General features: G+C 67.3%; 21 protein-coding genes. 6 read left to right on the top strand and 15 right to left on the bottom strand.

The features are described from left to right. Positions 1-244: 244 nt before the first annotated feature. From U1763_RS09965 to U1763_RS09945, 5 genes are all read right to left on the bottom strand, one after another. A complete protein-coding gene (locus tag U1763_RS09965; RefSeq protein WP_332755097.1) occupies positions 245-1,345 on the bottom strand; it encodes a glycosyltransferase in 1,101 nt (366 codons plus the stop codon). Beyond that, positions 1,342-2,169 (bottom strand): hypothetical protein, encoded by an 828-nt coding sequence (locus U1763_RS09960; protein WP_332755096.1) that lies wholly within the window; start codon positions 2,167-2,169, stop codon positions 1,342-1,344. Before U1763_RS09960 ends, U1763_RS09965 begins: the two co-directional genes overlap by 4 nt. An 88-nt stretch (positions 2,170-2,257) precedes the next feature. Next, positions 2,258-4,609: a TonB-dependent receptor gene (locus U1763_RS09955; protein ID WP_332755095.1), complete on the bottom strand. Its 2,352-nt coding sequence runs from the start codon at positions 4,607-4,609 to the stop codon at positions 2,258-2,260. Continuing rightward, positions 4,506-5,486, bottom strand: a complete 981-nt coding sequence (locus U1763_RS09950; RefSeq protein ID WP_332755094.1) for a FecR family protein — start codon at positions 5,484-5,486, stop codon at positions 4,506-4,508. The genes U1763_RS09955 and U1763_RS09950 overlap by 104 nt, the downstream gene beginning before the upstream one ends. Before the next feature lie 84 nt (positions 5,487-5,570). Next, entirely contained in the window at positions 5,571-6,083 is a 513-nt protein-coding gene (locus U1763_RS09945) for an RNA polymerase sigma factor (RefSeq protein ID WP_332755401.1), read from the bottom strand. A 242-nt stretch (positions 6,084-6,325) separates the two neighbouring features. On the opposite strand from U1763_RS09945, the gene U1763_RS09940 reads away from it, so the two are divergent. Next, entirely contained in the window at positions 6,326-7,090 is a 765-nt protein-coding gene (locus tag U1763_RS09940; RefSeq protein ID WP_332755093.1) for a COG4705 family protein, read from the top strand. Here U1763_RS09940 and U1763_RS09935 read toward each other — a convergent pair. The 3 genes from U1763_RS09935 to U1763_RS09925 are packed head-to-tail and all read right to left on the bottom strand — an operon-like array spanning position 7,068 to position 9,306. Next, entirely contained in the window at positions 7,068-7,301 is a 234-nt protein-coding gene (locus U1763_RS09935; protein WP_332755092.1) for a hypothetical protein, read from the bottom strand. The genes U1763_RS09940 and U1763_RS09935 overlap by 23 nt on opposite strands. Further along, positions 7,298-8,497, bottom strand: a complete 1,200-nt coding sequence (locus U1763_RS09930) for a glycosyltransferase (RefSeq protein WP_332755091.1) — start codon at positions 8,495-8,497, stop codon at positions 7,298-7,300. The genes U1763_RS09935 and U1763_RS09930 overlap by 4 nt, the downstream gene beginning before the upstream one ends. Continuing rightward, positions 8,494-9,306, bottom strand: a complete 813-nt coding sequence (locus U1763_RS09925) for a DUF2334 domain-containing protein (protein ID WP_332755090.1) — start codon at positions 9,304-9,306, stop codon at positions 8,494-8,496. The genes U1763_RS09930 and U1763_RS09925 overlap by 4 nt, the downstream gene beginning before the upstream one ends. A gap of 240 nt (positions 9,307-9,546) precedes the next feature. Here U1763_RS09925 and U1763_RS09920 point away from each other — a divergent pair, with 240 nt between their 5' ends. From U1763_RS09920 to U1763_RS09910, 3 genes are read left to right on the top strand one after another with little or no spacing between them, the layout of a single operon-like run. Next, on the top strand, positions 9,547-10,476 hold the full coding sequence (locus tag U1763_RS09920) for a hypothetical protein (protein ID WP_332755089.1): 930 nt from the start codon (positions 9,547-9,549) through the stop codon (positions 10,474-10,476). Further along, positions 10,473-10,979, top strand: coding sequence for a DUF2141 domain-containing protein (locus U1763_RS09915; RefSeq protein ID WP_332755088.1), 507 nt, complete (start codon positions 10,473-10,475; stop codon positions 10,977-10,979). Before U1763_RS09920 ends, U1763_RS09915 begins: the two co-directional genes overlap by 4 nt. A gap of 40 nt (positions 10,980-11,019) precedes the next feature. After that, positions 11,020-12,033 carry an endonuclease/exonuclease/phosphatase family protein gene (locus U1763_RS09910; RefSeq protein WP_332755087.1) on the top strand — a complete coding sequence of 338 codons (1,014 nt, stop codon included), beginning with the start codon at positions 11,020-11,022 and terminating at the stop codon, positions 12,031-12,033. 9 nt (positions 12,034-12,042) lie between these two features. Here the strand turns inward: U1763_RS09910 and U1763_RS09905 are convergent, their stop codons facing one another. From U1763_RS09905 to U1763_RS09890, 4 genes are all read right to left on the bottom strand, one after another. Next, a complete protein-coding gene (locus U1763_RS09905) occupies positions 12,043-12,702 on the bottom strand; it encodes an alpha/beta fold hydrolase (protein ID WP_332755086.1) in 660 nt (219 codons plus the stop codon). Positions 12,703-12,742: 40 nt separating this feature from the next. Beyond that, positions 12,743-14,044: a CitMHS family transporter gene (locus U1763_RS09900; protein ID WP_056064457.1), complete on the bottom strand. Its 1,302-nt coding sequence runs from the start codon at positions 14,042-14,044 to the stop codon at positions 12,743-12,745. A 229-nt stretch (positions 14,045-14,273) separates the two neighbouring features. Continuing rightward, on the bottom strand, positions 14,274-15,755 hold the full coding sequence (locus tag U1763_RS09895; protein WP_332755085.1) for an OprO/OprP family phosphate-selective porin: 1,482 nt from the start codon (positions 15,753-15,755) through the stop codon (positions 14,274-14,276). Beyond that, the gene (locus U1763_RS09890; protein WP_332755084.1) at positions 15,752-16,834 is read right to left on the bottom strand and encodes an ABC transporter substrate-binding protein; all 1,083 of its coding nucleotides are present in this window, start codon (positions 16,832-16,834) and stop codon (positions 15,752-15,754) included. The genes U1763_RS09895 and U1763_RS09890 overlap by 4 nt, the downstream gene beginning before the upstream one ends. 91 nt (positions 16,835-16,925) lie before the next feature. On the opposite strand from U1763_RS09890, the gene U1763_RS09885 reads away from it, so the two are divergent. Together U1763_RS09885 and U1763_RS09880 are read left to right on the top strand one after the other, a co-directional pair. Beyond that, complete coding sequence (locus U1763_RS09885; RefSeq protein ID WP_332755083.1) at positions 16,926-17,591, top strand: response regulator transcription factor; 666 nt, start codon at positions 16,926-16,928, stop codon at positions 17,589-17,591. Beyond that, positions 17,581-18,975, top strand: coding sequence for a sensor histidine kinase (locus U1763_RS09880; RefSeq protein WP_332755082.1), 1,395 nt, complete (start codon positions 17,581-17,583; stop codon positions 18,973-18,975). The genes U1763_RS09885 and U1763_RS09880 overlap by 11 nt, the downstream gene beginning before the upstream one ends. Positions 18,976-19,030: 55 nt before the next feature. On the opposite strand, the gene xylA is transcribed toward U1763_RS09880, so the two are convergent. Genes xylA through U1763_RS09865 form a run of 3 tightly spaced genes read right to left on the bottom strand, consistent with a single transcriptional unit; the run spans position 19,031 to position 22,920 of the window. Beyond that, positions 19,031-20,341, bottom strand: a complete 1,311-nt coding sequence (gene xylA / locus U1763_RS09875; protein ID WP_107951986.1) for a xylose isomerase — start codon at positions 20,339-20,341, stop codon at positions 19,031-19,033. Positions 20,342-20,347: 6 nt separating this feature from the next. Then, the gene (gene xylB, locus U1763_RS09870) at positions 20,348-21,793 is read right to left on the bottom strand and encodes a xylulokinase (RefSeq protein WP_332755081.1); all 1,446 of its coding nucleotides are present in this window, start codon (positions 21,791-21,793) and stop codon (positions 20,348-20,350) included. Next, positions 21,793-22,920 (bottom strand): glycoside hydrolase family 43 protein, encoded by a 1,128-nt coding sequence (locus U1763_RS09865; protein ID WP_332755080.1) that lies wholly within the window; start codon positions 22,918-22,920, stop codon positions 21,793-21,795. The genes xylB and U1763_RS09865 overlap by 1 nt, the downstream gene beginning before the upstream one ends. Positions 22,921-22,941: the final 21 nt, after the last annotated feature.

Genomic DNA, 22,941 nt, shown 5'->3' with positions numbered 1-22,941 from the left:
TTCTGCTTTCTGGCATGCCCCCAATTCCCTCACTCCCGCGAACGCTGGGGTTTCCTGTGCGACAGCTGGCGGGAGCCTCATGAGGAGATCCCAGCTTTCGCTGGGATGACGCGTGGAGCGAGGGGCTTGGGCGCTATTCGTAGAACGGCCGGTAGGAAGGAAGCGAGTACGGAAAGAATGGGTGGCGAAGGCGTCCCACTGTCGATCCTTCCTCGCGCCAGAGGAGGCTGGCGCCGGGACGCGCTTATCCCGTCGCCCATAGTGAAACCGCCAGCCCTTCCAGATACTCAGCCGCCACTTTCGCCGCGTCGTCGTTGTAAAGTTTGGCAAGGGCCGCCGGATCGAGTGCCTTGGCCGCATCGAGGATCCCGCGCCATGGTGCCAGCGCGCCTGGCCACGCCGGAAGCGCAACCGCCGCGCCCAGTTCCGCCAGCCGCTCTGCCTTGCGCGTCTGCTCACCGAAATATCGCCATTCGGGCGCACAGACATAAGGCCGCCCGACGCGCGCGATCTCGTGCACCGTGTTGTCGCCCGCCGACGCGATTACCACGTCCGCCGCGGCGATGTGGTCGGTCACGCCGGGTACCCAGCCGAGCTCGACGAGATTGCCGAAATCGGTTTCGTGTCCCTCGCGGTGGACCGGCCCCAGCACCAGCCACAGCGCGTCCGGCACCGCCCGCGCCGCCATCGTCAGCGGTGCATAGGGCGTGCCCGCGCCGCCGCCGCCGGTGAGTACGACGATAATCTCCTGGTTCGGATCAAGCCCGAGTTTCGCGCGCGCTTCGGCCTTGGTCGGGACCGGATCGACGGTCGTGCATAGGCCGCCCGCGTAACACGTCTTCGCGCGAACCCAGTCGGGCGTGTCGCCCTGCTCGAGCGCTTCGCCGAACGGCGCGAGCAGGCCGACACTCGCCTGATAGGCGCCGAGATGCCCGGGATCGAGCCGGTCGCCGTGCATCCGGATGCTGATCGCCGGGACGCTGGCGATCCGCGCAAGCAACGCGATCTCTGCGGAGACGTCGACCACGAACAGCGCCGGATCGACGTCGTCGAGATGGTCGATGATCGTCCGCATCGTCGCCCGCGTCTTCGCCACCCCGAGCGGGACGCAGTGCATCACCTCGGGCGTGGCCTGTGCGAACAGCCCCGGGGTCGGCACAGGCGCGCCGATCATGTCGGGCAGCGCCGCGATCGTGATCGGCCGCTCGAACCCGTCGAACAGCGACGGCTTGGCGGTCAGGATCGTCACTGCGCGCTCGGGCGGCAGTTCGCGGATGATCGCCATCGCGCGGTTGGCATGGCCGCGGCCCTGGTGATGGATGAAGAACGTGATCGGCTGGCTCATGCCGATTGCTGTACCGAAGCCACGCGCGAAGGCGATTGATGTCGATCAGCATAGTCGGCGCTCAACCCGAACGCGGCCTCGATCTCGGGATCGAGCCAGGCGGCGATATGTTCCGCATCCGCTGCTGCTAGATCGGGGTACGCCGTCGGCACATAGGGCGCGTAGCCTTGTCCCTTGTAGCTGGTGATCGGCACGAACTGTGGATGATGCACCAGCCCTGCCGCCGCCGCCAACGCGCTCACGAACGCCGCCGGATCGCGCGCGAACGCGTCATAGCCGAGCAGCGCGACGTTGTGCGCGCGGTTGGTCAGCGACGACCAATGGCGCAGCTTGGCGGTCCGCTTGGCAATGCAATTGGCAAAGCGTTCGCCGGTCTCGGGATCGCGTTCGTGCAGCATCTCGTCGCCATGCATCGGATGGCCGGGCTCGATATGCCCGAAATGATCGTCCCAATAGCTGTGCCAGTCGCTACGGATGAACGCGTCAAAGGGCTTGGCCTTCAGCTCGGGGTGCGCATGCCAAGGCTGGCGGTGGAGACTGCGCGCCCAGTCATACGCATCGCGCGCCACGACCAGCACCAGCGTATCCTTCACGAACAGCGTCTGCGGCGGTACGAACCAATGCTTGAACCCGAACGCCTCGGTGATCTCGACGCCGGGCATGTTCGCCTCGATCGCGCGCGTGACGAGGTTGGTCCCGCTGCACCGCTGGCCATAGATCTGGACGCGCGTGATCGGTACGTCGCCACGCCGCAGGATTCGCAGGCCCGGCAAGGGCTGCAACCAGTTCAAGGACTTGGCGGGCGATGGGGGCAATATCGACATGGCAGCATGCCGCTAGCCCCGCGTCGGGTAACGTACAATGACATCGTTTAGTCGCCGCGCGCGAATGCATCGCGCGGGGGCGCCGTGGCTAAAGCCCGATCGCAAGTCTTAGCGTGACCGCCCGCGGTCGGATCGGAACGGTCTGCGTGGTCGTCGCCAGCGTGAAGGGATTGCCGAACCCGAAGCTGTTGCCACGTCCATCGAGGAGATTGTCGATCGCGATCGACCAGTGTCGTGGTCCGTCGTCGAGCGTCGCGCCCGCACCGATCGTGGCATAATCGCCTGCCGGCCGATCGAGCAGGGGATCGAAGCTCAACCGCGTCTGGCCGATATACCGCGCCGTGACATACCCGCTCGCCGGCATCCCGATCAGCGAAAACCGTCGCGTGATCCCCAGCCGCGCGGAATAATCGGGTACGACCGGCAGGCGACGATCGTCCTGCCCCGCGCGATCATAGGCGCGATCATCGGCGGGTGACGTCAGTCGCGCGCGCTGGATCGTGGTGCCGAAGTCGATCGTGTAGGGCCGCGCGTCGAACCGTCCGCCGAACTCGACGCCGTAGTTTGTGGCGTTCCCCGCATCGACCGTGCCGAACAACCCGTCAGATCCGACCACGTCGCTGCGAAGATGCTCCCAGAACGATCCGAAGATCGCCCCACTGAGGCTGAGCCGATCGTCGAGGCCGTGGATGCGCCACCCCATCTCGATGCTCTGCAACTCATCGCCGGGGATGCGTTGCTCGGTGCTGATCGATGCCCGGGTGACACCGGCGGGACGGATCGCGCTGGCATAGCGTAGCCAGATCAGTCCGACGTCGTCGCGGTGCCAGCTGAGTGTGCCGCTCGGCGTGACGCCCAGCTTGGTGGTGCTCTGGTCGTCGGGACCTTGCTGTTCGATGTCGTTCACCGTCACGAAGCCGCGCAGACCGATCTTCAGGTCGAGCGTCGACGACAGCCGTTGCGTGCCCTCGGCGAACACCGCCGCTTCGAACACCGCCTCCTTGTCGTCGCGCGCGATCACGGAGTTGGCGTCGGATTCGAAGCGGCCTTTCAGGCGGGTGGTCGCATGCAGGATCGACGCGCCGACGATCCATGGGTGGCGTGCGGTCGGATCGCTCAACCGGACCTCCTGCGTCACCAGCCGGATCGCGCGGTCCTCGACATAGGCAACCGGTGCGGTCGTGCCGAGCGCAGCGGCCATGACGCTCGCATCATAGGTGCTGCCGAATTCATGCGACACGATCGAGGTGGTCGATTGCGCGTCGAGGCTGCCGATCGGGCCGTGGATATCGAGCGACCCGGACAGGAAATCATTGTCCTGCGGCTCGGCGATCGCCGTCGCGCGCGATAGCCCGCTGGTCGCATATTGGCTGTCGCGCGCATCGATCCGCTGGCCGATGCCGCTCATGGTCGCAGTCCAACCATCGCCGATCGCCCACCGCAGCGCTGCGCGGCCCCCGCTGCGCGCGGTGCGGTTGACGTTGCGCGTGTTGCGGCCGGTGTCGTCGATCCAGCCGGGCATGGTCTCGGTCCAGCCCGACGCACGCAACGCCAACGTCCCAGTCACGATCGGCAGGTTGAGCGTGGCGTCGAGCGCACCACCGAATGCGCCATTGTTGATACCTGTCGCCTCGCCCGCGACGTTGCCCGAGACCTCGTCGAGATCGGGTGCGGTCGTGACGATCCGGATCACGCCGCCTAGCGCACCGGTGCCGTAGAGCGTGCCCTGCGGTCCTCGTAAAATCTCGATGTGGTCGATATCGACCATCCGGAGGTCGGGATCGGGCGAGGAATAGCCGATCCGCGCATCGTCGAGATACAGGCTGACCAGCGACTGGCTGGTGCCGTTGAACGCACTGTCGGCGACTCCGCGCAGGAACACGCGGTCGCGGCCGGGGCCGAGATTGGTCGAGAAGGCACCATCGGTGGTCGCGAGCAGATCGACCAGACCGCGCTTGCCGGCGAGCCGGTCGAGCGCGGGGCCGCCGAGGATGGTGATCGACGCGGGCAGGTCGGACAGGCGTTCGTCGCGCTTGCTGGCGGTGACGATGATGTCGCCGCCCTCGACGATCGGCGGTGCGACCGGTCGAACGCCGGGCTTGCGCGGAGGCAGGGGCTCGATCCGCCACGTCATGGCATCGACGCGGACCGCGCGCAGGCGCGTTCCCGCGAGCAGTCTTTTCAGCGCCTGCGCGACGTCGTTGGCGCGCGTGATCTTGCGGGCCGGCGCATCGGGCAGCTCGCCGGCCATGCCGATCGAGATGCCGGTCTGGCGGGCGAGCGAATCGAGCGCGGTCTTCAGCGATCCGGCGGGGATGACGATCGTGCGCGCGGGGTCAGCGTGGGCCGGTGCGCTCGATATGGACGACACCATCAGCGCGGTGCAGGCGTAGCGGCAGCACCGCGCGAAGCTGATCGAGAAGCCGCGAGCCGTCGCCAATCGTCAAAACCCCGGAAAAAACGAGCCCGGCGGCGGACGGATCGACCACCAGCGGGGTCCGTGCATACCGCGATATATCGGCGACAACCAGCGGCAACGGCGCGCCGTCATAGTCCAGCCGCCCATCGGTCCAGTCCGCGACCGACGTCGGTGCGACCGTCCGGCGTGCGGCGATCCCGGTGGCAGGATCGATGTCGAGCCGCTGGCCGGCGGTCAATGTGGTCGACGTGCTGCCATCATCGACATGCGGCGCGACGCTGACGCTGCCCTCGGCGACCGCGACCGAGATCCGTCCCTGCGCATTGACGACCGCAAAGCGCGTGCCGACGTCGCGGATGTCATAACCGCCCGCGCGGACGATCAACGTCCGCGATGGATCGTGGCGCACGGAAAAGCTTGCCGCGCCGTCCGCGATCTCGATCAGCGGGGTCGTGCCCCCCGACACCGACACCCGCGACCCACGATCGAGCCGCATCGCGCTGCCATCGGCGAGCGTGACTGCGCGGGTGTTACCGGCGTCGGTCGCATAGGTCTGCACGCTGGCATCGGAGCCGCTGAGCGTCGGCCCGATCAGCAGCAACGCCAGACCTGCGGCAAGCGCGCCGCCGGTACCGGTCGCCATCCACCGCCAGCGGGTCGAGCGCGCCGGCGGGGCATGATCGGAAGCGCCGTCGTCGTTCGCGGGCAGCAACGCGGCGATCGCGGGGGCCGCGGCGGCGATCTCGGCATCGAGCAGCGCGATCGAGTCATAAGCGGCGCGGTGCGACGGATCGGCGTCGAGCCAGTCGCCGAAGCCCGCCCAGTCCATGTCGGGCGCATCGATCCGCGCGTGCCAGGTGGCCGCTGCGTCGATCGGATCCTGGGTCGTTGCATCCATTACGGCACCCTCGTTCCGAGCGGATGCCCCCCGCTCGCCTCATAGACGCCACCACGCGCAAGCCACCGCAGTCCGGCGCGAAAATCAATCATTTAGCACCTTTCTGAGATGGCGGAGCGCGACCGCGATATGCTTCTCGACCGCGCTGCGGCTGATCCCGAATTCGGCGGCGACTTCGGCATGCGACAGACCGTCGATCTTGTGGCGGCGAAACACGCGCATCGCGCCCTCGGGCGGACCCGCGAGCGCGGTGGCGAGTTGCGCGACTCGCTGTCGTCCGGCGACCGCGTCGAACGCCGTGGGAGCGTCGTCGATCGCCTCGGCGCCCGCGGCCAGCCCCCCCGTAACGGTCGTCGTCGCCTCGACATAGCCACTGTCGCGCCGCGCTCGCCGACCGTTCGCACGGACGCGGTCGAGGACGATGTTCATGCCGATCCGGTGCAGATAGGCGAGCGGGTTGGCGATCGGGCCCGCGACCGGCTCGGCGATATGCAGCCAGATTTCCTGCACGACGTCCTCGGCTTCGGCGATGCTACCCGTCCGCCCGGTGAAGAACCGGACGAGCTGCGGGCGATGCGCCGCAAGTACCGCCGACAGACCGGCAGGCTGAAGAGGATCCGAGTCGGCTACGACGTCGCTCCGAATGTCATGCCCCGTTCGAACATGGTTGCTCTCTAGCGCCTTGCCGGATCGGAAGTCGCGTTTGAAATGGTGGCCGACGCAGTGGTCGGCACCGAACGGTCTTCCCCGCGAAGGGGCGGGGCGTCAGACTCCGGCACCGTAAAGTCATGCAAGACCGGGAAAAAATCACTATACGCCGGCACAAAGAGGAGCAGGACATGACGCACAGGGACGCGCTGGCGAAGGTGCCCGCGGTGACGCTGGGGTTCTGGATCGTCAAGATCCTCGCCACCACGTTCGGCGAGACCGCGGGCGATACCGTCAGCATGTCGATGAACCTCGGCTATCTGATCGGCACCGCGATCTTCCTGGCGATCCTGATCGTGCTGGTCTGGCGACAGATTGCCGCGCACCGCTATCACCCGCTGCTATACTGGGCGACGATCATCGCCTCGACCACCGCGGGCACGACGATGGCGGACTTCGCGACGCGCTCGCTCGGGATCGGTTATGCCGGTGGGTCCGCGCTGCTGTTCGCCTGTGTGGTCGCGTCGCTGGCGGTGTGGCGGTCGGTGCTGGGAACGGTCGCGGTGGAGACCGTGCACGAACCGCGCGCGGAACTCTTCTACTGGATCACGATCACCTTTTCGCAGACGCTCGGTACCGCGCTGGGCGACTGGACCGCGGATACCAGCGGGCTGGGCTATGGCGGCGCGGCGGTGATCTTCGGCGCGATGCTGGTGGTGATCGCGGCGCTGTACGCCTGGACCGCGGTCGACCGTGTCCTGCTGTTCTGGAGCGCCTTCATCCTGACCCGGCCACTGGGTGCGGCGGTCGGCGATTTCCTCGACAAGCCGGTCGATCATGGCGGGCTCGCGTTCAGCCGGCCGCTGGCGTCGGCGGTCCTGGCGGTGGCGATCGTCGTACTGGTGCTCGCACTGCCGTCGCAGCGTACGCGTATCAGCCTCGGCGCAACCCGCTGATCATCCGCCACGCCAGGATGATCGCGACCGCGACCAGCAGCAAGGCCGCCGCCACGAACGACAGATAGAAGAGCGGCGCGCGCCACGGGGACGCCGCCACGGTCTGCGGCGTGTCGAGCACGCGGTCCTGCTCGATCCGCGTCGTCCGCGCCGGCGTGACGAAACGGGACGTTTCGTTGATGATGAAGGCAGGTGGCGCAATCGCGGTCATCGTCCTGTTCCTTGCTGATACCGTCGTGTGTGATCGATCGCGGTGTCGTTGCCGGCCCCGTAGAGCGCGAGCAGTGCGTCGAAATGATCGTCCATGGTCCGGACCGGGCGGCGGCGCTGCGCCGAGGTCTCGATCGTGCCGGCGACCGCCAGGATCGCCTCGGCGGCGTCCTGCGCATCGCCCGAGCGATACAGCGCGCCGTCGTTCGCGCAGGCGAGATCGGCCGCACCGCCGCGGTCGGGTGCGATCAGCGTCAGCCCCGACGCGATCGCCTCCGCCGCGACGAAGCAGAACGTCTCCGCCTCGCAGCCGTGGATCAGCGCGTCGGCGCTCGCCATCAGGCGGGCGAGCGCGCTGCGATCGCGGACCGGTTCGAGCAGGCGGACGTGCGGATTGTCGCCGATCGCGTCGATCACCCGGCGTTGCCGCGCACCGCCGCCGATGATCAGCAGCCCGACCGGCGCCTGCGTCCCGGCGATAGCAGCGGCCTGCGCGACCATGTCCCAGCGTTTTTCGGGGGCATGGCGACCGACGCCGATCAGCAGCAGCGCATCCTCGCCGAGACCGCACAGCGCGAGCATCTCGCGGCGCAGCTCGGGATCGCGTAGCCGTGGCGAGAACTGGCCCGGCTCGACGCCCATCGGATCGGTCGTGACTTTGCGCAGACCGCCGTCGCGCAGGCGTTGCGTCAAGCTTTCGCTCGCGCTGACGATATGATCGAACTGCGCATCGAGCCGCCGCAGATGCCGCCAATACCAGTCGAACGCGCGATCGATCGCCTGCGTCGAGGCGACGTTGCCGAACCAGCGATAGGCATAGGCCGACAGCGGGTCGGCATGCGCGATCAGCGACAGTCGCGCGCGCGATCCCGACCGCGTCCGCCAGTCCGCGACCATCGAGGCGCTGCGCCACGGCGACGACACTTCGACGACATCAGCATCCTCTTCGTCAAGCATCGCGTGCAGCGCCTCGCGATCGGCAAAATAGCGATAGGAGCGGTCGAGGGGAAAGCGCGGCGAGCGCAGCCAGCGGACCCGCGCATTGGGGCCACGCTGCTCCTCGCGATCCTCTTCGCCGGGCGCGATCACGACGATCTCGTGACCCCGGTCAGCGAGCGCGACCAGTTTCCGGTCGATATAGGTCCGCACCCCGCCGCCGGTCGCGGTATAGAACGCGCAGACGTCGACGATCTTCATGCCGCCACCGCCAACGGGACCTGCTCGGCGACCAGATCTGCATAGCGCGACACCGTGCGGCGTTCGGCCAGCGTGCGGAGCGTGCGGTCGATGCTGGTCAGCAGCGATTCCTTGGTGACGTCTCCAGGATGGACCGCGACGCGCATGGTCGGCATCCAGTCGGGCAGCGCGCGCGCGGCGGCGGCGACCGCGAGCGAACTGGCGGTGCGCGCAGGCGAACGGCTGGCCCAAGTCACGACCGGGCCGCGCGCGACGATCGCGCCGGTCCGCGGCTGCCAGACGCGGAAATGATCCTCGGCGAGCGCGAAGTCGCAGGCTTTCAACGCGGCATGCGCGCCCGGACCATAGAGCCAGGCGGGGGCGATGAACCCCGCGACCGGGCGGCCGATCGCCTGCTCGACCATGTCGCGGCCGGCGCGCATGCGGAGTTCCGCCTCGACCGCATCAAGCCCGAGAAACTCGCCTTCGCCCGCGGTCATGTAGCGCGCCTTCAGTGCGCTGGCGCCGACCCGATGTGCGCTGGAATCGCGGTGGAACCAGCCGTGGAGGAACATCTCGACGCCCGCATCCGCCCAGTCGCGCAGCCGCCGGACGAACGCCGGGGACTGGTCGATCCGCGCGCTGCCCCAGTGATCGGGCACCACCAGCATCGCAAACCGCGGCCCGCCCAGGATCGCCTCGATCCGCTCGGCGAGCATCGCGATCGGCAACGCGAAAGTTGGCGAGGCGTCATGGATCGATACGATCAGGCGCTTGGCGGCAGGAGGCGCCCGCAACGGGGCCGGATCGGCGAATTGGGTCTGTACCATCGTATAGCTCTCGTTCGTCATGGCATCGCTGTTGACGGGACGGCACCGCGGATCTGCGTCCGCAGTCCTCACGCCGTGTGTGGCAAAAATTTATTTCACCGCAGCGACAGCCACGGCTGTGGGGAGCCGCGCACGGCGGCGTCGTTGGGCAATGATCATGGTTTGCATGCCCGTCTCCCGTCCCGCCGATGCGCGACCCGCGAGACTTTCCAGACCCCGTATCGTTCGAAGGAGCGCCGCATGAACGACATGCCGCTGACGATGACACCGTTGACGCGCGTGCAACTGCCGCAGTTGACGCCGACGACCGTCCGCAAGAATTTCCTCGGCCGCTGGCTCGCGCCGTTATTGTCCGCTGCGATCCTGATCGCCGCGTTGTGGCAGCTGCGCGGGATCGACGGTCGCGAGATGCTGCGGATGGTGCCGCACTCGCCACTGTTCTGGACGATCTTCGCGCTCGGCTATCTGGTAACGCCGTTCAGCGAATGGGTGATCTATCGTCGCCTTTGGCAGCTCCCGCCCAGCGGAATCCTCGCGCTGCTACGCAAGCGGATCAGCAACGAGATCGTGCTCGGTTATTCGGGCGAGCTGTATTTTTACGGCTGGGCGCGGAAACACGCGACGATGGTCGGCACGCCGTTCGGCGCAATCAAGGACGTCTCGGTCCTGTCCGCGGTGGTCGCGAATGTCTGCACCTTGGCGTTGGCCGTGGTCAGTTGGCAGGCGCTCGGCGCGCTGCATCTTGGCACCGATGCCAAGGTGATGACGATATCGGCGGCCAGCATGGCGATTCCGTCGCTCGTCACGCTCGTCCTGCGCAAGAAGCTGCTGACCCTGCCGCGCCCCGAACTGAGCCGGATCGCGGTCATCCATTTCCTTCGGATCGTCGCGACCACGCTGTTCGCCGCATTGCTGTGGGCGGCGGTGATGCCGGCCGCGCCGCTCGCCTGGTGGCTGGCGCTCGCGACGCTGCGCCTGCTCGTGTCGCGGCTGCCGCTGCTGCCCAACAAGGACATCGTGTTCGCCGGGCTGGTCGCGTTCACCGTCGGGCGGACGTCGGACGTGACCGCGGTGCTGACGATGATCGCCGGCCTCTGGCTCATCACCCATCTGCTGCTCGGTGCTGCGCTGACCGCCGTCGAACTCGTGACCATGGAGCGTACCAAGTGATCCTGCTTGCCCTGCTGGCCCTAACCGCGACGCCGCCCTCGACCCCGGCGCTGGGCACTGCCGAAGCGCGTTGTCGCCCGCATGAGCAAGGGCCGGCGCTGATCGTCGACGTCGATGGTCTCAAGGATCGCGTCGGCGTGCTGCGTGCCGAACTCTACCCGGCGAAGGACGGCGATTTTCTCGCCGACGACAATGTGCTGATCGGGCAGGGCAAGGTATTCCGCCGCGCGGTGCTCACCGTGCCTGCCGCAGGAACCGTGTCGCTGTGCCTGCGTGTCCCGGCGCCGGGTGCCTATGCGCTGAGCGTCGTCCATGCGCGTGACGGCGGGCACGGGTTCAGCCTGCTGCACGACGGCATCGGCTTTGCGAGCAATCCCCGGCTCGGCCATTCGAAGCCGCATGCCGATCAGGCGACGGTCGTCGTCCATGACGGCCTGACCACCACGCATGTCGTGATGAACTATCGCAGCGGGCTGTTCTCGTTCGCGCCGCTCAAGCGCTAGCCGCGCCGCTTTTTCTACCTGTCTTCAAGAGGACGATATCATGCTTCGATATCTGATGGTGGCCGCTGCCGCCGTAACGCTGACCATCGCTCCCGCCGCCGCCATCCCGGCGGCGCACGACATCACGTTGATGACCTATAACGTGCACGGTCTGCCCTGGCCGATCGTCGAGGACCGCTCGACCGAATTGCAGGCGATCGGCGACCAATTGAAGGTCATGCGCGAGCGGCATGTCCAGCCTAGCATCGTCGCGGTGCAGGAGGCTTTCGTGCCCGAGGCCAAGGCGATCGGCCGGACCGCGGGCTATCGCTACGTCGCGTTCGGTCCCGCCGAGGATGCGGACGGCGCACGCGCCCCCGGCGACGACGGCTTCGTCGCGGACGGCAGCAGATTGGTCGGCGAGCGTCTCGGCAAGCATGTCGACAGCGGGCTGGCGATCTTCTCCGACTATCCGATCGTCGCAGTCCGCCGAATGGCCTATCCGGTCTGCGCCGGCTACGACTGCCTCGCCAACAAGGGCGCGCTGGCGGCGTTGATCGCGGTGCCCGGCATTGCCACGCCGATCCTGGTGGTCGACACGCATCTGAATTCGAACGGCGCATCGGGCGCCGCCAATGCGCGGGCGATCTACGCGTATCGCCGGCAGCTCGACCTGCTTTCGCGCTTCATCGCCTCGATGGGCGCGGGCGATCGGCCGGTGCTCGTGGCGGGAGATTTCAACGTTGGGCGCGATCTGGCGCGGCGCGCGCATTTCGATCTGCGGATGTTCGGGGGGAACGACTTGCTCCAGGCGGCTGCCGTGACATGCCGAACCGCGCCTGCGTGTCCAATTGCCGAGCCGCTGGCGATGGCGGAGTCGCTTGGCCGGGCGAAGGACTGGTTGATGTACCGCTCGTCGCCAACCGTCGCGATTACACCGATCGCCTTGGCAGCCCCGTTCGGCCGTCGTGCGGATGGCTCGATGCTGTCGGATCACATCGGCATCGTCGCGCAATACCGGATCGAACGGCGCTTGGTGCCGCAGGCCACGGCGATGACCACCGCGAGCCGCTAGGCTGAGGGATCAGCCGGCCCTGAGCCACTGGCGCAGTACGGCGGTGACCTCGCCCGGGCGTTCGAGCGGCGCAAGGTGGCCGCAGGCACGCAACAGATGGAATCGCGCCTCGGGGATTTGCAGCGAGAGCGACAGCGCGTCGTCGGGTGAGCAGATCCGGTCACGATCGCCAACCGCGACCAGGGTCGGGACGTGGATTGCGGCGATCGCCTCGCTGATGTCCGGCCGAGCGAGCAGCGCACGTTGCTGGCGTTCGAATACCACCGGGCCGACGCGGTCCGCCATCGCCTGCGCGGGGCCACTGACGATCGTGCTCAGCAGCGGATCGGCGTGCGGGGCGGTGGCGAGCATGCCCTGTCTCGCGACGGTGCGGGGCCGGACGTCCATCGATGCGCGCGTGCCGAACAGCGCGATTCGCTCGATCCGATCGGGCGCCTGGCGGACCATCTCCATCGCGACGTAGCCGCCGAGGCTGACCCCCGCGACCGCGAACCGCGGCGGTGCGCTGGCGAGCACGCGCGCGGCCATTTCGGATAGCGTATCGTCCCGCGACAGGTCACCGAACTCGACTTGTGCGATCCCGGCGAGGTCGACGATCTGGCGCGCCCAAAGCTGCCCGTCGCAGCCCATCGCGGGGAGCAGCATCAACGGTGTACGCGGTCGGACCATGCGAAATCTCCGGTAGCGGCGGGTTGCGGGGATGCTCACGTCAGGCGACGAACGGGAAGGCGAGCGCGATCATGCCGACGATCGTCATCACGACGCAGACCGCGATCGCGGGCACGAGCGTGAAGCGCTGGTGATCGGCCAGGTCGATCCCGACCAGGCTGACCAGCAGGTAGGTCGACGGCACCAGCGGGCTGAGCAGATGGACCGGCTGGCCCATCAGCGACGCGCGGGCGATCGCCTCGGGTGCAACGCCGTAATGCGCGCCGGCCTCGGCGAGGATCGGCAGCATCCCGAAATAGAACGCGTCGTTCGAGATGAAGAAGGTGAACGGCATGCTCAGCACCGCGGTGATCGGCGCCATGTACGGCCCGAGCGCAGGCGGGATCACGCCGACCACCGCCTTGCTCATCGCCTCGACCATGCCGGTGCCGCCGAGGATCCCGGTGAAGATGCCCGCGGCGAAGATCAGCGAGACGACCGCCAGCACGTTGCCAGCGTGCGCGGAAATGCGCTCCTTCTGATCGGCGACGCCGGGATAGTTGACGATCATCGCGATCGCGAACGCCAGCATCATCAGCACCGACAGCGGCAGGATGCCCCATACCAGCAGCGTCAGCAGCGTGATGACGAGGGCTGCGTTGAACCAGATCAGCTTCGGCCGGCGCGCCTCGGGATATTGCGAGACGGCCATGCCGGTGAACTCGGTGTCCGCGGTGATCCCCGCTTCACCCATCCGGACGCGCTCCTTGCGCCCGAAATACACCGCGAGACCGATCAGGAAGGCGAGGCCAGCGATCATGCCGGGGATCAGCGGGAGGAACAGCGTCGCCGGATCGAGCTTCAGTGCGCTCGCCGCGCGAGCCGTCGGCCCGCCCCACGGCGTCAGGTTCATGATCCCGCTCGTCGTCATCAACAGGCAGACGAGGTACAGCCGGTTCATGTTGAAGCGCTTGTAGAGCGGCAGCAGCGCGGCGATCGTGATGATGTACGTCGTCGATCCGTCGCCATCGAGGCTGACGAGCGCGCACAGCACGACCGTCCCGATCAGGATCCGCATCGGATCGCCGTGGACCATCCGGATCAGCCGCCCGACCAGCGGATCGAACAGGCCGGTGTCGGTCATAGTCGAGAAGAACAGGATCGCGAACAGCAGCATGACGCCGGTCGGCGCAAGGTTCTTGATGCCGTCGATCATCATCGGGCCGAGGCCCGCGGCCTCACCCGCGAACACGCCGAAGATCGACGGGATCACGATGAGCGCGACCAGCGGCGTCATCTTCTTGGTCATGATCAACGTCATGAACGTGGCGACCATCAGGAAGCCGAGCAGGGCAAGGTTCATCGCATCGTCCTAGGAAAGGGCGTGAATAGGGGGGTGGGGGCAGACGTCGCCGCAGTTACTTTCGCGGGGGCCGCCACACGGGCAGCCGCAGCCACTCCGTCATCCTGACGAAAGTCAGGACCCAGAGCCACGCAGCGCTGCACCCTGTAACCCTGGGTCCTGACTTTCGTCAGGATGACGGGACGCGGGATACTGCTTGCAGCGCCAAAAACAGGACCAGCAGCCAGCATCAGAACGTCACCCCGACGCGGGCGCTTACCGTCTGGCCGCTGTCGTTGCCGACATAGTCGCCGGCGCGATTGTCGGTGTTCCACTGGATCGCGTTCACCTGGAAGCGGGTGAAGCTGTTGAGGTACCAGTTGACGCCAACGGTAGTCGCCCAGCCGTCGCCACCGGTCAGCAGATTGTCGAAATCGAGGCTTTCGTAGCGCGCGGTCAGCTCGATCGCGCCGACCCCGCCATCGAACGTCGGCTTCAACACCTTGGGCTGGCCGAAGCTGCCGAGCCGCGGGTTGTACGGCGGCAGGTCGCCGGTCAGGAACAGACCGGCCGAGACGCTCCACGCCTTGCTGACGAAATCGGGACGGCCGCCGTCGAGCCGCGCGTTGCGGCGGCCCGCTTCGCCCATCACCCACAACGGCCCGCGATAGCCGCCGAGCTCGACGCCGTAGCCGGTCGTGCCGGTGCCGCCGGTCAATGGTCCGGTAGACACGCGCAACGCGCCGTTGAAGCGGCCGCCGATCACGGTGTTGCGGGTCAGCGTGCCGGCGACCGACGATAGCGATTCGTCGAAGCCCCACGCGCCGATGTGAAGCACGCCGGTATCGGACTTGATCGGGTTCCAGTGCGCGCGGCCGAGCACCGTGCGGCTGTCGCCGACGGTCTGCGTGCCGTCGATCCGGTCGCCGGTGATCGTCACCGAGGCATGGCCGGTCTTCCAGAAGATGCGCGGCATCACGCCGATACCGTAAAAGCCGCGCTGCGGGATGATCGCGGTGGCGACCGTGGTGCGCTCGAGGAACGGGGTCGAATCCGAGCCGGTCGAGCCTTCGAAGCCGCGATCGTTGAACAGGTGGCCGGCGCGAACGTCATAGTCGAGGCCCGGCTTGATCTTGTTGCGCCAGCCGACGAACGCGGTGACGACGTCGACCTCGTTCTCCGAGAAATCGCTCTCGAATTGGTAGAAGAAGTGCGTGCCGACGCCGCCTTCGAGGCCGAGGCGTAGTGCGCGCATGCCCGTCGTCGTGATGTTGCGGCCGTCGTATTTCGAGCCGAAGCTGGAGCTGACATCGGTCAGGATGCGGCCGCGCGGCTTGAACGTGTAGACGCCGTCCGCCGAGTGGAACACGGGCAGGCCGGCGCCCCATTCGGTGGTCACGCCCGACGGGTTGTCGCGCGCGGCAACTGCCTGCGCGACGCTGCGATCGGCGGGGCCGGGAGGGGCGAGCTGCGGCGCGAACGGCACGGTGCGACGCGGCTCGGTGTTCTGCGCGACTGCCTGCGGTGCGATTTGGACGGGCGGCACGGGCGCGGACACCTGCGCGACGGCGGCGTTGTTCTCCAGCCGGTCGAGCCGCGACTTCAGCGCGGCGATCTCAGCCGCCTGCGCACGCACCAGCGCGGCGAGGTCGGCATCGGTCGGAGCCTGCGCGAGTGCCGGGGTTGCTGCAATCAAGGCGAGTGCGGCGCACCCGGTACGGAAGAGGGTCATTGGGCTTTGGCTCCGGTGGCGAGAATCGCGGTCCAGTCGCGCAGGAAACGCTGGCGCTTGACGCGGTCGAGGTTGACGAGAAGTTGTGGGCCCACGCGGATCGGGCGCGCCTGGGCTTGGGGAAGGCGGCGGGCGGCCACGTCGGTGCGGACCGGCCAGAGGCTGCGCTTGGCGAGCAGTGATTGGCCTTCGCGCGACAGCAGGAAATCGAGGAAGAGTTTCGCCGCCGCCGGGTGCGCGGCCTCGCGCGCGATGAACGCGATCCGCGACGTGACGATCGTGTAGTCTTGAAGGAACGCGACGCCGATGCGGGGATCGGTCCGCGCGCGTTCCAGCGCGTAGGAGCCGATGACGTTGTACGCGATCGCCTGCCGCCCCTCGGCGACGCCGCGCAGCATCGGCTCGCTGGTCCGCGACAGCACGGGCCTGGTCGCCGCGATCGCCTCCAGCAGCGACCGCGTATCGCGCGTGATCGCGAGGTCTTCCGAGAGATACAGATAGCCGACGTTGGAGCGCGCCGGGTCGAACGTCGTGACGCGGCCATTGAGCGCGCGGACGTTCTTCCGCAGCCAGTTCTCCAGCGCGGCGTGCGTGCGCGGCACTTCGGCGGCAGGCACGAGGCGCTTGTTGTAGACGATCCCGATCGGCTCCGCGGTGACGCCGAAGCCCATGTTCTTCCAGACCGACACCGGCGGCAGCGCGGGCTTTTCGGGGCTCGCATAGCCTTGTGCGAAGCCGTCGTTGATCAGCTTCACCTGCAGGTCCATCGCCGACGACCAGACGAGATCGGCGGATAATTTCCTGGCGCGCGTTTCGGTGACGAAGCGGCGATACATCTCTGTCGAGCCCAGGTCCGCATACAGCACGGTGATGCCCGGATACCGCTTCCGGAACGCGACGACGACCGGGAGAAGTTCGGCGCGATCGGCATTGCCGTAGATCCGCACCTGCCGCTCGGCACGCGCGTCGGAGATCAACTGATCGTAGGATCGCGGATAGCCCGCCGGACGCTGCGCCACGAGCGGGGTCGCGGCGAAACTCGTAGCCAGCAATGCGATCTTCAGAAAAATTCGTGCCATCATCACTCTCCTCGCCTTCCGTCTCTGTGTTCGGATAGACTGCAACGGTGGAGTACGAACCGAACCTGTCACCAACCTTTCATGGTTTTTCATGCGCATCCTGCTGATCGAGGACGACGCGGCGCTCGCGCGGAGCATCGGCGCGTTGCTGCGCGCGGGTGGCAATGCCGTCGACCACGTCGCGACCGGCGAGGACGCGCTGTCGGTGGTCGCGGGCGAGCCGTATGCGCTGGTGATCCTCGACGTCGGGCTGCCCGGGATCGATGGTTTCACCGTGCTGGAAATCTTGCGGCGTCGTGGCGAGCGTGTTCCGGTATTGATGCTCACCGCGCGCGACGCACTCGACGACCGGGTGCGCGGGCTCGATCTCGGCGCTGACGATTACCTCCGTAAACCGTTCGAGCCCGAGGAACTCGAGGCCCGCGTCCGCGCGCTCGGCCGGCGACGCGGCGGCGATCCGCTGCCGGTGCTCAGCGTCGGTACGCTGACGATCAACCGCTCGACCGGCGACGCCGACATCGCCGGTCGAGCACTGGACCTGCGCCGCCGCGAACGCGCGGTGCTGGAGGCACTCGCGACACGTGCCGGTCGCGTCGTCCCGCGCGAATTGCTGATCGGCGAGGTGTTCGGGTTTGACGAGCCGGTCGGCGGCAACGCGATCGAAGTCCACGTCACCCGCCTGCGCACCAAGCTTGCGCCCGACGGCCCCGGCATCCGCACCGTGCGCGGCGTCGGCTACATGCTCGATGCCGGCTAAACCCCGCACTCCGGCGCTCAGGACGCGGTTGCTGGTAGCGGTGCTCGGCCCGTTGCTGGCGGCGGCGATCCTGATCGGCGTGGTCGGCGCGACGCTGATCGCCGACGTGGTCCGCCGCACCAATGACCGCGTGCTCGGCGGTGCGCTCGGCGCGATCGCGGAGACGGTGCAGGTCGAGCGCGGCGAGGTGACGCTTGATCTGCCCGCCGCCGCGTTCGGGATGCTGGAGAACACCGAGCGCGACAACGTCTATTACCGCGTTGCCGTAGGGACCGACCTGCTCACGGGCTATGCGGACTTGCCCGCGCCCGATCCCGCGACGCTCGCGATCGACGTGCCGCGCTATCGCTTCGCCCGCTACCGCGACCAGCAGATCCGCATCGCCGAAGTCCGCCGCGCGCTCCCACGCATCGACAAGCCCGTGATCGTCCAAATCGCCGAGACACTCGACAACCGCGGCGCATTGACCCGCCGCTTGATGCTCGCGCTGCTGATCGGCGAATGCGTCCTGGTCGGTGCGGCGGCGCTATTGCTCCGCCCTGCATTGGGGTGGTCGCTGCGACCACTCGCGCGCCTTCGCGGTGCCGTCGAAGCGCGCGACGAACGCGCGCGTCCGGATTTCTCGCCGCTCGACACCGGTCCGTTGCCAAGCGAACTCCGCCCGCTCGCCAGCGCGTTCGACCGTCTCCTGGCGCAGCTCGACACCGCGACCGTCGGCGTCCGCCGCTTCACCGCCGACGCCTCGCACCAGATGCGCACGCCGCTGTCGGTCCTGAAGGTCCAGGTCGCGCTTGCCCGCCGCGGCTCCGACGCCGAACGCCGCGAGGCATTGGACGAGATCGCCGATGTCGCAATCCGTCTCGAACGTCTGGTAACCCAACTCCTGGCGCTCGCGCGGGCCGAGGAAGCCGGCGTTTCGGCCCCGCTCGAAGCGGTCGATCTGCGCGAAGTCGCTTCTGCGGTCATCGCTCGGCAGATCAACCAGGCGATCAGGGCGGGTGTCGATCTGGTTCTCGAAAGCGATGGGCAAACCCAGTACATGGTCTCCGGTCACCGGACGCTGATCTTCGAAATCCTGTCGAACCTCATCGACAACGGCATCCGTTACAATCGGCGCGGCGGGATGGTGTCCGTTGCGTTGCAGGCTGATGATGCGCAGATCGCAGTCATGGTCGTCGACGATGGCCCGGGGATCGCGCCGGCTTATCGCGAGAAGGTGTTCGACCGTTTTGTCCGGCTTGGCACCGCGAACAGCCCCGAGGGGAGTGGCCTCGGACTGGCGATCGTTCGGTCAGCGGCCACGCGTTTAACGGCGACCGTCGGATTTGTGGATGTCGACAGTGGCACGGCAATCGTCCTGCGGTTCGCCCCACCTTCATCTTAATTCCGGACCCGTCGGCGACGTGCGGGTCGCCCGACGGGTGCGGTTTAGCGTTCGCTTAGAGGACGCGGTTGATTAGGTTTTCGATCCGCTCCTGCTGGCCCGAGACCGGCTTCGGATCGATGCCGCGCTCGATCGCGAGGTCGGCGATCCCCGCCAAGTCGAGCCCGCCGATCGCGCCACCGAACTCGCCGTCCCAGCCGGCATAGCGTTTCGTCTTGATCGCATCGATGCGGCCGTCTTCGATCAGCTTGGCGGCGTTGAGCAGGCCCTTCGCGACGACGTCGATCGCGCCGACATGACCGTAGAACAGGTCGGCCGGGTCCATGCTCTGGCGCCGCACCTTGGCGTCGAAGTTGAAGCCGCCGGTGGTGAACCCGCCTGCACGAATGATCTCGAGATTGGCGAGCGTCAGTTCCTCGACCGAGTTCGGGAATTGGTCGGTATCCCAGCCGTTCTGCGGATCGCCGCGATTGGCGTCGATCGAGCCGAAGATGCCGAGCGCCGCGGCGGTCGCGATCTCATGCTCGAACGTGTGGCTGGCGAGCGTCGCGTGGTTCGCCTCGATGTTGACCTTGACCTCGTTCTCAAGGCCATAGCGCTTGAGGAAGCCGTACACCGTCGCGGTGTCAAAGTCGTACTGGTGCTTGGTCGGCTCGAACGGCTTGGGCTCGATCAGGATCGTGCCGGTGAAGCCGATCTTGTGCTTGTGCTCGACGACCAGGCTCAGGAAGCGGCCGAAATTGTCCAGCTCGCGCTTCATGTCGGTGTTGAGCAGCGTCTCGTACCCTTCGCGACCGCCCCACAGCACGTAGTTCTGGCCACCGAGACGGTGCGTTGCCTCGAGCGCATCGCGGACCTGCATCGCGCCGAACGCGAACACCTCCGGATCGGGGTTGGTCGCGCCGCCGGCAGCAAAGCGCGGATGGCTGAACAGGTTGGCGGTGCCCCACAGGAGTTTCCGCCCCGACGCGGCCTGGAGCTGTTCGAGATGGTCGACGGCTTCGGCGAAGAACTTGCGGTGCTCGGTGATATTGGCGGCGTCGGCCATCACGTCGACGTCGTGGAAGCAGTAATAGGGCACGTCGAGCGTCTTGAAGAACTCGAACGCGACCTCGCGCTTCATCGCCGCGGCGGCGCTGTCGTTGGCACCGCGGTGCCACGGGCGATCGAACGTGCCACCGCCGAACACGTCGGAGCCGGGCCAGCAGAAGGTGTGCCAGAAGCATGCGGCGAAGCGGAGGTGATCCTCCATGCGCTTGCCGAGGACCATCTTGTCCTTGTCGTAGAAGCGGTACGCCAGCTCGTTGGTGCTGTCGGGGCCCTCATATTTGATCTGGGGGATATCGGCGAAGAAGTCGGACATCAAAGCTTCCTACGATTTTGGGGTGATGCGGGAATAGGCTTGGCGGAACGCGGCCTTCTTCTCGGCGAGCGCCGAGACGAGGGCAGGGTCGGGGACGATGGTGTGCGAGACGGGAGGCGCGACGCAGATGTCGGCGGGGTCGCCGCCGTCGACGCCGAGTTGCGCGAGGCGGGCGGCACCGAGCGCGGGGCCGACCTCGCCGCCCTGGAGATAGACGAGTTCGACCTCCATCGCTGCGGCGATCACCTGACCCCAATAGCGCGAGCGGGCACCGCCGCCGATCACCGCGAGGCGCTCGACCGTCGTGCCGGCCTCACGCAACACGTCGAGACCATCGGCGAGCGCGAACGCCACGCCTTCCAGTACCGCCTGCGACAGGCGGCCGGCGTCGGTGTCGTTGTCGAGGCGGAGGAACGCGCCGCGTACCTCGGGGTCGTTATGCGGCGTGCGCTCGCCAGAGAGATAGGGGAGGAAGATTTCGGGGCCACTGGCGGGGCCGGCGGCCTCGGCGCGCGCGAACAGGTCGGCGGCACCGGCGGCACCAGTGATCCGCGCGACCCAGTCGATGCAGGACGCCGCCGACAGGTGGACCGACATCTGGTGCCACATGCCGGGTAGCGCATGACAGAAGGCGTGGACCGCGCGCGCCGGATTGGGGCGGAAGTCGTTCGTTGCGACGAAGATCACGCCCGACGTGCCGAGCGAGAGCAACGCATCGCCGTCCTTGACGACACCGACGCCGACTGCGCCCGCCGCGTTGTCGCTGCCGCCCGCGGCGACCGGGACCTGCGGCATGCCCCAGAGTTCGGCGACCTCGGCGGTAAGCGAGCCGGTGATCTCCGTGCCCTCGTACAGCGCCGGCATCTGCGCCTGCGTCAGTCCGCAGGCTGCGAGGATCTCGTCGCTCCAGCAGCGGCCGCCGACGTCTAGCCACAAAGTGCCCGCGCTGTCGGACAGGTCCGATGCCTTGTCGCCGGTCATCAGCAACCGGACATAGTCCTTCGGCAACAGCACCGTGGCGATCTTCGCGAAGACCTCGGGCTCATGCTCGCGGACCCAGAGCAGCTTTGGCGCGGTGAAGCCGGGCATCGCGATGTTGCCCGAGATTTTGCGCAGGTTGGGAACGGCGCGCTCCAGTGCCTCGCACTCGGCGAAGCAACGTCCGTCGTTCCACAGGATCGCGGGGCGAAGCGGCTTGTCGTCGGCGTCGAGCAACGTCGCGCCGTGCATCTGGCCGGCGAGCCCGACGCCGCGCACCGAGCGGCGGACGCTCGGGTCGATCGCCTGGACCGCGGCGATCGTCGCCTTCCACCACGCGTCCGGATCCTGTTCGGACCAGAGCGGATGCGGCCGCTGCACGGTCAGCGCGGCAGTGCCCTGGCCCACCACGCTGCCATGCTGGTCGAGCACTACGGCCTTGACACCCGAGGTGCCGATATCGATTCCGAGGAACATCAGTTGACGAACGGATCGATGGTCGGGATCGAGCCGTCGGGCGCGAACTTCAGCTCGGTCACCTTGACGTTGCGCAGGTGGTTCTTGTTGCTCATCTGCGTGTCCGCATAGAACAGCCACCATTTCTTGTTCCATTCGACGATCGAATGGTGGCTCGTCCAGCCCTGCACCGGCTTGAGGATATGGCCGCGGTACGTGAACGGGCCATAGGGATTGTCGCCGGTCGCGTAGTTCAGGAAGTGCGTGTCGCCGGTCGAGTAGGTGTAGTAATATTTGCCGCCGCGCTTGAAGACCCAGGACGCCTCGAAAAAGCGGCGTTCATGGTCGCCGCCGAGCACGGGCTTGCCGGCCTCGTCGAGGATCTGGACGTCGCGCGGGGTCTCGGCGAAGCTCTTCATGTCGGGATTGAGCTTGGCGATCTTGCCCGAGAGCGCGGGCTGGTCGTCCTTGCCGAGATCGGTGTCGGAGCCGTTGGCGTCGAACTTGCCGTCCTTCCAGCGCTGGAGCTGGCCGCCCCAGATGCCGCCGAAATACATGTAGCTGGCGCCGTTCGCGTCGGTGAACACTGCGGGGTCCATCGAGAAGCTGCCGGCGATCGGCTTGGGATCGGCCTTGAACGGACCGACCGGGCTCTTCGAGGTGGCGACGCCGATCCGGAACGTGCCGAGGCCGTTCTTGTCTAGCTGTTTGTCGCGGACCGGGAAGTAGAGGAAATAGGTGCCGTTCTTGTAGGCTGCGTCGGGTGCCCACATCTGCTTCGACGCCCAGGGCACATCCTTCACGTCGAGCGCGACGCCGTTGACCTTCACCGGGCCGCCGATCCGATCCATCGACAGCACGCGGTAGTCGCGCATCGCATATTGGTTGCCGAGATCGTCGTCGCCGATCGCCGCATCGATGTCGTGGCTCGGATAGACGTAGATCTTGCCGTTGAACACGTGCGCCGAGGGATCGGCAGTGTAGATCGACGTCACCAGGGGCTGCGAGAGATAGCGCTTGCCGTCGGGACTGCGCGGTTCGGCCTTGGCCGTCTTCGGTGTAGGCGCTGGCGCGGTCTGGGCCAGCGCGACGCTGCCGACGAGCGCAAGCGACAGGCTCGCGGCAAGGGTGGGTATACGCAGTGGCATGGCCAGTCGATCCTTCCTAAT

This window comes from Sphingomonas sorbitolis (assembly GCF_036663875.1).
Lineage (GTDB): Bacteria > Pseudomonadota > Alphaproteobacteria > Sphingomonadales > Sphingomonadaceae > Sphingomonas.
This window is presented reverse-complemented; position numbering and strand designations above follow the sequence as displayed.

Excerpts from the sequence above, each read along its gene's own strand:
- U1763_RS09965 (WP_332755097.1), bottom strand. The coding sequence starts at position 1,345 with ATGAGCCAGCCGATCACGTTCTTCATCCATCACCAGGGCCGCGGCCAT.
- U1763_RS09960 (WP_332755096.1), bottom strand. The coding sequence starts at position 2,169 with ATGTCGATATTGCCCCCATCGCCCGCCAAGTCCTTGAACTGGTTGCAG.
- U1763_RS09950 (WP_332755094.1), bottom strand. The coding sequence starts at position 5,486 with ATGGATGCAACGACCCAGGATCCGATCGACGCAGCGGCCACCTGGCAC.
- U1763_RS09940 (WP_332755093.1), top strand. The coding sequence starts at position 6,326 with ATGACGCACAGGGACGCGCTGGCGAAGGTGCCCGCGGTGACGCTGGGG.
- U1763_RS09935 (WP_332755092.1), bottom strand. The coding sequence starts at position 7,301 with ATGACCGCGATTGCGCCACCTGCCTTCATCATCAACGAAACGTCCCGT.
- U1763_RS09930 (WP_332755091.1), bottom strand. The coding sequence starts at position 8,497 with ATGAAGATCGTCGACGTCTGCGCGTTCTATACCGCGACCGGCGGCGGG.
- U1763_RS09925 (WP_332755090.1), bottom strand. The coding sequence starts at position 9,306 with ATGGTACAGACCCAATTCGCCGATCCGGCCCCGTTGCGGGCGCCTCCT.
- U1763_RS09920 (WP_332755089.1), top strand. The coding sequence starts at position 9,547 with ATGAACGACATGCCGCTGACGATGACACCGTTGACGCGCGTGCAACTG.
- U1763_RS09910 (WP_332755087.1), top strand. The coding sequence starts at position 11,020 with ATGCTTCGATATCTGATGGTGGCCGCTGCCGCCGTAACGCTGACCATC.
- U1763_RS09905 (WP_332755086.1), bottom strand. The coding sequence starts at position 12,702 with ATGGTCCGACCGCGTACACCGTTGATGCTGCTCCCCGCGATGGGCTGC.
- U1763_RS09900 (WP_056064457.1), bottom strand. The coding sequence starts at position 14,044 with ATGAACCTTGCCCTGCTCGGCTTCCTGATGGTCGCCACGTTCATGACG.
- U1763_RS09895 (WP_332755085.1), bottom strand. The coding sequence starts at position 15,755 with ATGACCCTCTTCCGTACCGGGTGCGCCGCACTCGCCTTGATTGCAGCA.
- U1763_RS09890 (WP_332755084.1), bottom strand. The coding sequence starts at position 16,834 with ATGGCACGAATTTTTCTGAAGATCGCATTGCTGGCTACGAGTTTCGCC.
- U1763_RS09885 (WP_332755083.1), top strand. The coding sequence starts at position 16,926 with ATGCGCATCCTGCTGATCGAGGACGACGCGGCGCTCGCGCGGAGCATC.
- U1763_RS09880 (WP_332755082.1), top strand. The coding sequence starts at position 17,581 with ATGCCGGCTAAACCCCGCACTCCGGCGCTCAGGACGCGGTTGCTGGTA.
- xylB (WP_332755081.1), bottom strand. The coding sequence starts at position 21,793 with ATGTTCCTCGGAATCGATATCGGCACCTCGGGTGTCAAGGCCGTAGTG.
- U1763_RS09865 (WP_332755080.1), bottom strand. The coding sequence starts at position 22,920 with ATGCCACTGCGTATACCCACCCTTGCCGCGAGCCTGTCGCTTGCGCTC.